The organism is Enterococcus sp. 5H, assembly GCF_028128615.1.
Classification (GTDB): domain Bacteria; phylum Bacillota; class Bacilli; order Lactobacillales; family Enterococcaceae; genus Enterococcus_L.
The window spans coordinates 17,698-30,576 of the sequence record NZ_AMDP01000068.1 but is presented as its reverse complement, the minus strand read 5'-3'; the positions used below and the strand labels follow the sequence as shown (position 1 = coordinate 30,576).

Below are 12,879 nucleotides of genomic sequence, written 5' to 3'. Positions count from 1 at the left end.
TCATAGAGCTATAAAATTAGGAGGAAAGTAAATGAGCTTTGATTTATTAATTAAAAACGGTTTAGTGATTCTAGAGTCAGGTGAGATTAAGACGGATGTGGCAGTGAAAGATGGATTGATTGCTGCGATTGGATCAGATCTTGGTGATGCTAAAGAAGTCATTGATGCAGATGGCCTAGTTGTTAGTCCAGGAATGGTTGATGCTCACGTGCATATTACAGATCCCGGCGGCGGTTATCGCGACCAATGGGAAGGGTATATTACGGGAACTGCTGCTTGTGCTAAAGGCGGGGTAACATCTTTTATGGAAATGCCTTTAAACCAAGTGCCGGCAACCGTTGATGGTGAATCACTGCAAGTGAAATACGATGCTGGTGCAAAAAAATTAAAATCAGATGTTGGCTCGTTCGGTGGTTTAGTACCGTTTAACTTAAAAGGCGGTATTCAAGAATTGAATGACGGCGGTGTGGCTGCCTATAAATGTTTCATGGCAACGTGTGGCGATCGCAGCATTGATGGTGATTTTATGAATGTTGATGATTATTCACTTTATGAAGGAATGAAACAAATTGCTAAAACAGGTAAAGTTTTAGCAATTCATGCTGAAAATGCAGCGATCACTGATAAATTAGGTGAAATTGCTTATAAAAACGGTGAAACAACGTTGAAAGCTTATGTGGCAACTCGTCCTGTATTTACGGAAGTTGAACCGATTCGCCGCGCTATTTTATTAGCAAAAGAGACAGGTTGTCGTATTCACATTTGTCATATCGCTTGTCCGGAAGGTGTGGAAGAAGTTACTAAAGCAAGAGAAGAAGGTGTGGATGTAACTTGTGAGACGTGTACTCATTACCTTTACTTCGATACGGATGAATTAGATGCGATTGGTCCGGTGGTTAAATGTTCTCCGCCAATCCGTGATAAAGAAAATCAAAATGGTATGTGGGAAAAAGTTCTTTCTGGTGAAATTGATTTTGTTACATCTGATCATTCACCATGTACACCTGATTTAAAAGATAAAGAAAATGCTTTTGAAGCTTGGGGTGGAATTTCTGGTGTTCAAAACAACGTCGATGTTCTTTATGATGAAGGTGTCCAAAAAAGAGGGATGTCATTAAAACAATTTGCAGATATTATTGCAAGCAATCCGGCAGATCGTTATGATTTAAATCAAAAAGGGCGAATCAGTGTGGGCAAAGATGCAGATTTTGTCTTAATTAAACCAAATGCTCCTTATACATTAAAAGCTGAAGATTTGGAATACCGCAATAAAATAAGTCCGTATATCGGTCGCGAAATTGGTGCTCAAGTGATGCAAACTATTTTAAGAGGTCATACGATTTACAATAAAGCTGACGGTGTATCTGAAGAATTTGTTGGATCGTTTATTAAAAAATAGCTAGAGTAATAAACGAAGATAGAGCAATCAGACATAAGGATAGACTACTTTTCATCTGATTGCTCTAATTTTCAAAGGAATACTTGTAGGAATTCTCATCTGATTTTTGGAAAAAATAGTAGGTTAGGGCACTATATCATTCGATGCATTCGATTAAGAAGTTGTTATGTTTGTGAATTTATACGCATGTGAACTTTGGAATGTGATCGAACCAAGAAGAAGGAGAATATTGGACGATGGAAGAAATAAAAGGGAAAAATAAACGAGCTCCGTATTGGAAACAGATAATCTATATCTTAACGATTGGCTGGATTGTTATTTGGATCTACCGAACAGTTTTAACACCGATTTATCCGATCATTAGCGATTATTTTGGTGGTGCAAGCGATGCTCAACTAGGTAATATTTCAAGCTTCTACTTTTTAGGTTATGTATGTATGCAGATCCCGTCAGGATTGCTTGTCGATAAAATTGGCAAAAAACGAATTTTGATTCCGGGATTTCTATTATTTGGTGTTGGTGCATTGATTGTTGGTTTAGCACAAAGTATGAATGTGGTTTTCATCGGAAGTATTTTGGCTGGATTAGGTTGCGGGACTTATTATGGTGTTGCTTACTCTTTAACAGCAGAACATGTACCTGTTTCAAAGCGGAGTTTATCAACAGCGATTGTTAATAGTGGAACAGCAATAGGAAGCGGTCTTGGGTTAATTTCATCTAGCTTTCTGGTTGGAACGGGTAGATTACCTTGGCAAGTGTTGATTTTTGTGACTGTTGGATTAATTTTGTTATCTATTTTAATGTTTTCGCGTTATATTCGAGCAGATCAACCACAGCAAACAAAAATTATTCATACAAAAGAAGAAGCAAAGCCAAAACTTTCTTTAAAAGCATTGTTTAAACCTCGGATGGTCTCGGCCTATATCTTATATTTTTCTACACTCTATACGTATTATTTGATTGATACTTGGCTGCCTAACTTTTTGGAAACTGAAAAAGGATTTTCAGGAACTTCAGTTGGCTTAGCTTCATCGTTGGTTTTTTTTACAGCGATTCCAGGCGCATTAATTTTTAGCCGCTTGGCTGATGAAATACCGAAGAAAAAAATTCAATTAATTATTTTATTAGAATTATTGGCTGCAGCGGTGTTATTTTTGACTGTTACTACAACGAATCAAACCATCTTGGTCATTGGTATTATGGCTTATGGATTTTTTGGTAAGTTAGCAGTAGAGCCGATTATTATTTCTTGGTTGGGAGAATCTGCGCCAAAAGGCAGCGTTGCGACGATGTACGGTGTATTCAACTTTTTTGGAATGTCAGCTTCGGTTATTGTACCTTCATTAACTGGGAAAATTTCTGATTTGACTGGTTCAAAATTATACGCCTTTTATCTAGCTATTGGCATTATTGGTATTGGGACGTTGCTTTTTTATTTGATTAATCAGGTTTTCCTGAAGAAAGATTTGGATTCAAAGTAAATAAAATAAAAAGCCGCTTTATTTCTTTTAAGTTAGTATAATTAAAAGAGATAGAGTGGCTTTTTAATTGGAAAGAAAAGGTGCTATCTAGCCAGCTACTTATTTCCTTAGTGTAAAATAGATGAAGTCTAGCTTTTTTTTCGTTATACTTAACTTAAGAGATGAGGTGGGTCAAATGAAAAAAACTGGAAAAATCTATATGGTGGCGCAGCAAGCTAATTCTTCTTTAGAAGAACTTAAGCAAGATGTTTCTGATTGGTTAAGTTTTTTGCGTATTTTAACAACACCTGAAAGTTATCGTTTTGATGATGCAGAATTTCAGGAATTTGATCTATTAGCACTTAAAAATCGCATTCAGCAGTTAACGGATGCGGATGATCTTTGGTTTAAAGTGAACAGCCAAGGCGGAGAATTTCAACTGCATATATCTAAACTAGCTTTACACGAGCGTATAATTTTAGACGGGAATGTATTTTTGACCTATCAACAAATGATCGAAAATTATTATGATACAAAAATGATAAAAAATGGTGTTTATGCTTATATTCGTGCATTGGATGAGCAGTTATACAATAATGTCGAAAATGTCGCTAAACGTACTTTTGAGAGTGATGCTGAGATACGTGCATTGCCTAAGCGATACAATAGTAAAAAAGAAGTTATTGTGGATTGTAATCAACTTGCTGGTTATGATGTGTATTTTAAAGGTTTGTGTTTAACTTCGTGCTGGAAAATGTATTATTCAAGTGTATATTTTCAACTAATTCCGAAATCTATCTTTTTGGAAGTTCAGCAGGTTCATGAAGTGGATGAGCTGGAGAATCAATTAATTAAGGTGACCTTATTTAAGGACCCGTTTAATTGGAATCTACCTGTGAATTTGAAATATCAGCGGTTGTTTAGAGATCAGATGGGATTTGATCAGTTAGCGTGGTCAAACGGAACAGGCGTCTTACGACCACCGTATATGGAGTATGCTTTTACAGATGAAATGATTCAAACTGTACAGTATCAAAACGATTACTTTCAGCCAGTCGAAAAAAAGGATGCGACTTATTTTGTGACGAGAAGTTATGATTATCTGCATCAAAAATATAATGAAAATCGTACGAAAGGAATTTTAAATGCACAAGCCTATTTTCCTTGGATTGATGAAAAAAGTCGAAAAATGATGAACTATCGAGTTTTAAATCCGGAGATGACGATTGATGGCGGCCTTTCAGCCTATGAATTTTATATTCGCCAGTTTCTGGAAATCAATGTGTTAGATCAAAAGTATGACGATTTTGTTTCCGTTTTACGTTTTTATTTACCAAAAGAAGCGATTAAAGAAATTCCTTTAGAAGCTTTGTGGGATAAATTGATTGACGTAAATATTAGTAACTTGAAGCAAAAAGAACTGTCTACGCGCTTTGATTTAAAAAAAGCAAAAAATCATTTACGCGTAGTATTTTTAGATTATAGTTATTTGGAATCGATGAACCAAACAATTGATATAAGTGATTGAAAGAAATAAAAAACGGGATAAAAACAGTTATCTGTTTTGCTCCGTTTTTTTTGCGATCCAGCGTTTTACATAGTAATTCTGTCACCATTGATAACTAATTTAGCACCTGTCACAAAACTTGATTCATCACTAGCTAGGTAAATGATGCCATTTGCGATATCTTCTGGTTTGCCTAAATAAGGGAAATAGACGTTTTGCTTGTATTGAAGGTTAATTTTCGGGAAACTAGTTTCAATTATCGGCGTATGAATCGTTCCAGGGCAAATAGAATTTATTCGGATGTGGTCTTCGCTATATTTCAGTGTGGCTTCTGATAAAATTGAATGTAATGTTTCTTTTGCTATTTCATAAGGAGTATTACTTCCTAAATTTATTAACCCCTCTATAGATGAGATATTAATAATTGAACCACCGCCATTTTGTTTCATAATTGGAAGAGTTGTTTCCAAACCATAGATAAAACTGTTTATTTCTACAGCTTGAATTTTTGCTCGATCTTCTAACGATAAATCTAAAAGCATTTTAGGAGAAGATATTCCAGCAGCGTTCACGAGTACATCAATTTTTCCATATTTTTCAGTAATTTTTTTAGTGACTTGTTGCCAACTTTTTAAAGAATCAATTTCATGTTGAAAAGCTGAACAGCGTCCGCCATTTTTTTTGATTTGTGAAATGACGGGCACGAGTTTATTTATATTTTTTCCTGTAAAAACAATAATAGCGCCTTCTTTAGCGGCTAACTTGGCAGTAGTTTTACTAATATTGTTGTTGCTGTCGGCAATTAAAAATACTTTATCCAATAATCTATCCATACAAAAACCGCTATAATGAATTGTTCATTATAGTTATCCTTTCTAACTATTTTAAATCAGTCTTATTTTATTTAATCAAAATGTTTGTTAAACACTTGAAGGTCTCGTGTGTTAGTGAAAATGTATCTTACACCGTAAGTGTAATATAGAATTTTTTTTAAATCCAATAATACAGATTTTAATTAAAAATAATTAAAAAATAAAACTAAAAACATTTCGTAATTCTGCGAAATGTTTTTAGTTTTAATAGTTGAATCATGTTTTAAGATTAGTTCTGTACAGGTTTTTTTACTAGACCTAAGATGACAGCAGAGACAACAGAACCAATCGCGATAAAGACTAAATACAAAATTGGATGACTTAATAACAAAGCAACAAAAATTCCGCCGTGTGGAGCTAGTAAACGAATACCGAAACCACCAACTAAACCGCCAGCTAAGGCAGAACCTACGACAAAGCTTGGAATAACTCGTAATGGGTCAGCTGCTGCAAAGGGAATTGCCCCTTCTGTGACGAAAGATAGTCCCATTACAAGGTTAGTTAAGCCGGCATCTTTTTGATCTTTTGTAAATTTATTTTTAAAGAGTAATGTTGCAATAAAAATTGCTAAAGGAGGCACCATTCCGCCAGCCATAACAGAAGCCATAATAATACTACCGCCCTCTGTAACACTTGCGGCGATAGAAGCTGTTCCGAAAACATAAGCAGCTTTATTAATGGGACCGCCTAAATCAATTGCCATCATTCCTCCAAGTAAAGCGCCTAATAAAGCAGCGTTTGTACCATCAAGACCTAATAGGAAATTATTTAAGCCATCGTTGATAACTTTCATAGGTACATTGATTAAAAGCATCAAGAAACCGGTAATCAGCAAGCCGAAGACTGGATAAAAGAGAATCGTTTTAATTCCATCCAGAGACTTAGGCAAACCTTTGAAGACTTTTTTCAAGAGAATAATCACGTAACCTGCTAGGAAACCACCGACTAGTGCGCCTAAGAAACCAGCACCGCCAGTGTTAGCCAAGGCACCTGCCGCAAAACCAACAATTAACCCTGGACGATCGGCAATACTAGAAGCAATAAATCCGGCTAAAACAGGTAACATAAAACCAAAGGCTGCACCGCCAATTTGGTTAAACCATGAAGCAGCTTCGTTGTATGAGCCAAGATATTGTAGCTGATCTTGAGGAACACCGATAAATTGGTCGATCATAAATGAAAGTGCAATCGCGATTCCACCACCGATAACAAAAGGTAGCATGTGCGAAACGCCGTTCATTAAATCTTTATAAATTCTAGAACCGATAGAACCTGAAGCAGACTCATCTTCTTCACTTGAATCAGAACCAGTACTATGAAAAATTGGCGCTTTTCCACTTGTTGCTAAAGTAATCAATTCTTCTGTTTTACGAATACCGTCACTCACAGGTCGGTTAACTAATTCTTTACCATCAAATCGATCCATTTCAACTTTCTTATCTGCAGCAACAATGACACCATCTGCACGTGCAATATCTTCGGCAGTTAAGCGATTCTTAATTCCTTCAGAGCCATTGGTTTCAACTTTGATATCAATACCCATTTCTTTCGCTTTTTTCTTTAGAGAATCTTCTGCCATGTAAGTATGGGCAATACCAGTTGGACAAGCAGTTACCGCCACAACAAATTTTCGATCAGTATTTTGTGATTCTTGAGCTGCTTGCTCTTGTTTTTCTTCAGCTTCTTTTGCGTCTTCTGCAGCTTGGAAGATTGTTTGAACATCTTCTGGTGTCTGAGCTTCTTTTAATTTTCCAACAAATTCAGGATCAATCAGTAAGCGAGAAAGTGCAGCTAAGGCTTGTAAATGTGTATCATTTGCACCTTCTGGAGCAGCGATCATAAAGAATAAGTAAGTTGGTTGACCATCAAGTGCTTCATAGTCAACACCTTTGTTACTTTTGGCGAATAGTACGGTTGCTTCTTTCACTGCACTATTTTTGGCATGGGGCATTGCAATTCCATCACCAAGTCCAGTTGAGGTTTGTGCTTCGCGTGCTAAAATACCATTTTTATATGTTTCAATATCTGAAATTCTACCACCATCGTACATCTTTTGAACCATTTCATCGATGGCACTTTTTTTGTCAGTTGCCTGTAAATCCATGATCATCACATCTTTGACTAATAAATCTTTGATGTCCATTGTTATTCCTCCTTAGGTTTAAACCTGAATGTTTTATTTATTATTACTTGAAATTTTTTCTATTTTTACTTCACCAATCAGTTCATCAATTAGTTCGGCAGAAGCTAAATCGTCAGAAAATGCTGTAGCACTGCCACAAGCAACGCCCCATTTAAAGGCTTCGATCGGATCATTTGTTTTTGCGAAACTACCTACAAACCCTGCGATCATTGAATCGCCAGCACCAACAGAATTTTTTAACGGACGTTTTAATACATTAGAACGATAAATCCCTTCAGTAGTGAATAGTAGCGCACCATCACCAGCCATTGAAATAATGACGTTTTTAGCGCCATCTGCTAGTAATCGTTCACCAAAAGGCAGTATATCTTCAACGGATTCAAATGATACATTAAATAGTTCTGCCAATTCATGATTGTTTGGTTTGATTAATAGAGGTTTTTTCGGTAAGGCATTTAGTAAATCTTTTCCAGTTGTATCAATGATAAAATCAGCTTGTTTAGCCTCGATAATTTGAATAAGTTCTTCGTAAAAGCCAGCACGTAATGTTGCTGGAGTACTACCTGATAAAATAACTATGTCACCAGCTGAAAGTTTGCTCAAAGTTTCTTTCAATTCTTGCATTTCTTCATTGCTGATAGCAGGCCCTAAGCCATTAATTTCGGTTTCTGTTTCGGATTTTAGTTTTATGTTAATTCGTGTATCTTCACGAACAGATGTGAAATTGGTTTGAATTTGTTCTTTTTTTAGCCAGTCGGCAATAAAATTTCCGGTAAAGCTGCCTAAAAATCCAAGCGCAGTTGATTCTGCATGGATTCTTTTTAAAATTCGGGAAACGTTGATGCCTTTTCCACCAGGTAGTTTAAAATCGTTCGTCATTCGATTTAAATCACCAATTTTTAACTCTTCTACATGAACAATATAGTCAATAGAAGGATTTAATGTGACTGTGTAAATCATTTTATAGCCTCCTCAATTATTGTTTTTTTCTGAAATTTTTCTAGTAATTCTGGCGGGCAAGTGTCGATTAAAAGGGTGACGTCGCTAAGATCAGTGACTTTTGTAAACGTTACTTTATTTAATTTTGTCTGATCGACTAAGACGTAAGCTTCTTCTGCTTGAGCGATTGCCAAGCGTTTGAGTGCAGCTTCTTCAGGATCTGGTGTCGTTAATCCAAATTCGAGATGTACACCATTCATACCCATAAATACTTTGTTAAAGCGAAAATGACTTAATTGATCCATTCCGGTTGAGCCAGTAATTGCCTTGGTAGACAATTTTAAAGCGCCACCTAAAATAATCGTTTGAATATTTAAGTCGCCTAACTTAGCTGCATGATGAACAGAATTAGTAACGACAGTGATGTCTTTACCAACTAGAAAAGGCAACATTTCTAAAGTAGTCGAGCCGGCATCAAGGTAGATAACATCGCCATTTTGAATATATTGGGCTGCTAAAGCACCAATTAATTGTTTTTCATGCGTGTTTTTGCTTGATTTTTCAGTCATATCTTGTTCAAAGCCTAAATTTAAAATTCGCTTAGCACCACCGTGAATTCTTTCTAATAATTTTTCGTCTTCTAATTCTTGTAAATCTCGACGAATAGTGGATTCCGAAGCATTTAGTAATGTAGCTAATTCCTGCGATTTAACTACTGATTGTTGATCCAATAAACGTAAAATTGCTTGGTGTCTTTCTTCTGTAAGCATTTTCACACCTCTTTTCAATGCTTATAATAGCATATTAAAATTCGTGATGCAATCATAAACGTTCAAAAACGTTCAAATTCATTATAAAACAGTCGTTGATTTTTTTGGATTTTATTAGTTGACAAATTCATTCGTTCTTTGGCTTAATGAAGTTAAGTGGAAAACGGAGGGATACCTATGGATAGTCGAACAATCTTACAAGGATTTGAATGGTACTTACCGGCAGACGGGCAACATTGGCGTCGCTTAGCTGAATCAGCGGTGAAAATAAAACAATTAGGTTTTAATGGAATTTGGTTACCGCCTGCTTATAAAGGTGTAAAAGGTCGGAATGAGGTTGGCTATGCTCCGTACGATTTATATGATTTGGGTGAATTTGACCAAAAAGGGACTATCCCAACTAAATATGGGACCAAAGATGAGTATTTAAATTGCATAAAAGCATTAAAAAAAAACGGAATAGCAGTTTATGGCGATATTGTTTTCGATCATTTTATGGGTGCAGATGAAAAAGAAGATGTTTCAGCTATTAAATACTGTCCGAAAAATCGAAATGAAGCGATCAGTGGAGAAGAAGAAATTTTGGCATGGACAAAATATACATTTCCCGGTAGGAATAAAAAGTATAATGATTATATTTGGACATGGAAAAATTTTTCTGGAGTTGATTTTGATGAGCGTCGGAAAGATCATGGCATTTTTAATTTTGAAAGAAAAGGCTGGGAACAGCAAGTCGATCAAGAAAACGGCAATTTCGACTATTTAATGGGCTGTAATTTAGATATGGACTATCCAGAAACTGTTGAACAATTAGATAAATGGGGAAAATGGTATCAAGAACTGACTGATGTAGATGGCTATCGTTTAGATGCAGTTAAACATATTAAATTTAACTTTTTCACTAATTGGCTATTAAATAGAAGGAAAGAAAAGGGTCAAGATTTATTTGTTGTTGGAGAGTATTGGAATGGATCTATCGGAAAATTAGTTGAGTATATTGATCGTTCAGGCGCAATTATCTCCATGTTCGATGTGCCATTGCATTATCATTTATATCAAGCTGCCACGTCAAATGGAAACTATGATATGCGAAATATTTTTAAAGGAACCTTAGCGCAAGAACGAGCCGAGTGGGCAGTGACTTTTGTTGATAATCATGACACGCAACAAGGTCAAAGTTTAGAATCTTGGGTACCAAGCTGGTTTAAGGTTCAAGCGTATGCTTTAATTTTACTTAGAAAAGCTGGGACACCAGTGGTTTTTTGGGGCGATTTATTTGGGATTCCTTCACGAAATATTGATCCTGTCGGAAGGCAGTTGGATTTATTGTTGAAAATTAGAGAAGACTTAGCTTACGGTAAAGAAATGGATTATTTTGATGACCCTGATATTATTGGCTGGGTTAGAACTGGTACTCTCGATCAAAATAAATCTGGTTATGCGGTTGTTATGACTAATGCTCAAGCTGGCAGCAAAAAAATGACAATAAGTGCGATTCATGCAGGAAAAACATTTATTGATGTGTTAGGAAATTGTACTGAAAAAGTTATTTTGGATCAGACTGGTTCAAGTTTGTTTCCTGTAAAAGATGGTTCAATATCTGTTTATATAGAAGAAGAGCTGGTGAGAGAGTTGAATAAAATAATAGTGTGAACAATTGTTTCTTTACTTATAAGAAAAGAATAGATAGACTAGAGTTGTAGGAAATAAAAATTTGATTTTTGGTGCGAACCCTAAGTGCACATAAATTTACTGAGGGATTCGCACCAAATTTTATCGAAAATAAGCTAATTTAGATTGTTTTTCTAATTGAATTCACATTTTTATGATGAATTAAATGGAAATAGAGACTTTTTCTTTTGAGAACGCTCTATTTCACGGTCTCACTCTTTACTGAGTGAGTGGATTGCAATTACCTGAAACCCACATTCTCGCTCCTTCAAAAGCGTCTCACTCTTTACTGAGTGAGTGGATTGCAATAATGTGGTTGTCTTGTTCTCTCTGATCTAACCATGTCTCACTCTTTACTGAGTGAGTGGATTGCAATACAGATAGCAAAAGCTTCTACTTTCCATTTATAAGTCTCACTCTTTATTAAGTAAATAATAAATAGAGGAAAAACTCGTCCACTAATGAGTTTTTCCTCTATTTTTAGTACCCACTTTTCCTCTATAAAATTTATAGCAATTTTTTAATCATGTCGAGTAAAACGACAAAAACTGAAAATTTCTATCTTTCTTTAACGGATACAATATGTATGTAAACAAAATTAAAGAGAGAAGGAAATAGTTATGAAAAAAATTGCTTTAGTGACATTTGAAGATCAAGCAAAAACCTACGAGGCTTTATCTCAAGTAAAACAAATTTCAAAAAGTAACACACTTGAACTTAAACAAGCAGCAATTATTCAAAAAAATGATGATGGATCAGACTTTACTATTAAAGATAGTTTAGATTATGAAAGTGGTGACCGGATTGCAACTGGCGGGATTATCGGTATGATTGTCGGTATTTTAGGTGGACCGCTAGGTGTGTTGTGCGGCTGGATTGTTGGAGATTTAGCTGGAATTGGTACAAACTATGTTAAAAACAAGAAAACCATGACGATTTTTGATTTTATTGCAAGTAGATTAGCTAAAAATGAAGTAGGCCTATTGCTTTATATTGATGAAAAAGATAATGACCTATTAAACACGATGCTTGTTGAAAAATTAGGTGGTACAATCGAACGCATTAACTATGATTCAGTTGATGAAGATATTAAAACAGCTAAAAAACATTTAAATTAATAGTAATTAACTAAAAAGAAAAATTTGGAGGAATTATCATGAATAAAAAAACTTTAGGCATTTCATTACTTACATTAGGAACAGTACTTGCACTTGGTGCATGTGGTCGTCATACAGAAGAATCTGGAGAAATTATTAAAGAATCAGGTAGTGAAACAGTTTATACAGACAGCTCAGGTCATACATTGGTAGAGACTGATACAGCCTTGAAAGACGATGGCTATTTTAAAGTATTAGTAAGAGATGGTGAAAATCCGAAAATTAAAGATATTGTTTCATACGATACAGATTTTAAAAATTCAGATTGGGATAATATTACACTAGATGTAGATCATGTTAAAGCAGTAAATGTAGCTGATTTTAAAGATAATGATAATACAACTTACAAAGAACTACTATCTTTAAAATATAAATTAACGAACGAAGATTCTTCAGACAAGCACATTACTCCAGAAAAAGCAGTTTTAGTGATGAATGATGGTGAAGAAGTTGATGCAGAAGCATTCTTAGATTATTGGGATGACGAAGTTTTAACATCTGATGCACATAAAGACGGCTATATTCATTTTAAAGTTAAGGATGAAAATAAATTAGAAGATATCAAAAAAGTAAATGTAAAATTTAAGGCTAAAGATGATCAAGATAACGAAACAACACATACCTACACAATTGATTTACCAATAGCATTAGCAAATTAGTCATAAATTGAAATAAGCATTTCTTCCCCAAGATTAAGCTGAACCGAAATAGTTAAATATAAATAAACAGGAAACAAATAGTTCTTTGAACGAAAAACAAAGAGGTTGAGAAAAAAGCGTTTAGCTCCGAGAACCGATTAGGTACTAATCTACATCAGTTTGTACCTTACTGTATTTCATCGTAATTTCAGCTTATTTCCGAAGCCTTCAATTCTTAGCGCTTTAGCTCTTAGAAATTGTGGTGATCGAAACGAAGTAAAGTAGCTGCTTTTTTCTCGCCGTTTATTCGGATCTAGTGAGTG

The 12,879-nt window shown here is 35.1% G+C and carries 10 protein-coding genes; 6 read left to right on the top strand and 4 right to left on the bottom strand.

The annotated features are described in order from the left end of the window. The first annotated feature begins 31 nt into the window (after window positions 1-31). The 3 genes from allB (at window position 32) to C240_RS16090 (ending at window position 4,387) form a co-directional block, all read left to right on the top strand. Complete coding sequence (gene allB / locus C240_RS16100) at window positions 32-1,399, top strand: allantoinase AllB (RefSeq protein WP_271497977.1); 1,368 nt, start codon at window positions 32-34, stop codon at window positions 1,397-1,399. A 236-nt stretch (window positions 1,400-1,635) separates the two neighbouring features. Beyond that, window positions 1,636-2,880: an MFS transporter gene (locus C240_RS16095; protein WP_271497974.1), complete on the top strand. Its 1,245-nt coding sequence runs from the start codon at window positions 1,636-1,638 to the stop codon at window positions 2,878-2,880. Between the two features lie 175 nt (window positions 2,881-3,055). After that, window positions 3,056-4,387, top strand: coding sequence for a hypothetical protein (locus tag C240_RS16090; protein WP_271497971.1), 1,332 nt, complete (start codon window positions 3,056-3,058; stop codon window positions 4,385-4,387). A gap of 65 nt (window positions 4,388-4,452) precedes the next feature. On the opposite strand, the gene C240_RS16085 is transcribed toward C240_RS16090, so the two are convergent. From C240_RS16085 to C240_RS16070, 4 genes are all read right to left on the bottom strand, one after another. Then, window positions 4,453-5,199, bottom strand: a complete 747-nt coding sequence (locus tag C240_RS16085; RefSeq protein WP_271497968.1) for an SDR family NAD(P)-dependent oxidoreductase — start codon at window positions 5,197-5,199, stop codon at window positions 4,453-4,455. 268 nt (window positions 5,200-5,467) lie between these two features. Then, window positions 5,468-7,381, bottom strand: coding sequence for a PTS fructose transporter subunit IIABC (locus C240_RS16080; protein ID WP_271497964.1), 1,914 nt, complete (start codon window positions 7,379-7,381; stop codon window positions 5,468-5,470). 33 nt (window positions 7,382-7,414) lie between these two features. Next, entirely contained in the window at window positions 7,415-8,341 is a 927-nt protein-coding gene (pfkB, locus tag C240_RS16075; RefSeq protein ID WP_271497961.1) for a 1-phosphofructokinase, read from the bottom strand. Next, on the bottom strand, window positions 8,338-9,090 hold the full coding sequence (locus C240_RS16070; protein ID WP_271497958.1) for a DeoR/GlpR family DNA-binding transcription regulator: 753 nt from the start codon (window positions 9,088-9,090) through the stop codon (window positions 8,338-8,340). The genes pfkB and C240_RS16070 overlap by 4 nt, the downstream gene beginning before the upstream one ends. Before the next feature lie 177 nt (window positions 9,091-9,267). Between C240_RS16070 and C240_RS16065 the strand changes: the two genes are divergently transcribed. The 3 genes from C240_RS16065 to C240_RS16055 all read left to right on the top strand — a co-directional run bounded on the left by C240_RS16065 (window position 9,268) and on the right by C240_RS16055 (window position 12,577). After that, a complete protein-coding gene (locus tag C240_RS16065; RefSeq protein ID WP_271497955.1) occupies window positions 9,268-10,743 on the top strand; it encodes an alpha-amylase in 1,476 nt (491 codons plus the stop codon). A 638-nt stretch (window positions 10,744-11,381) separates the two neighbouring features. Beyond that, the gene (locus C240_RS16060) at window positions 11,382-11,879 is read left to right on the top strand and encodes a hypothetical protein (RefSeq protein ID WP_271497952.1); all 498 of its coding nucleotides are present in this window, start codon (window positions 11,382-11,384) and stop codon (window positions 11,877-11,879) included. Between the two features lie 38 nt (window positions 11,880-11,917). Then, window positions 11,918-12,577 (top strand): hypothetical protein, encoded by a 660-nt coding sequence (locus tag C240_RS16055; protein WP_271497949.1) that lies wholly within the window; start codon window positions 11,918-11,920, stop codon window positions 12,575-12,577. Window positions 12,578-12,879: the final 302 nt, after the last annotated feature.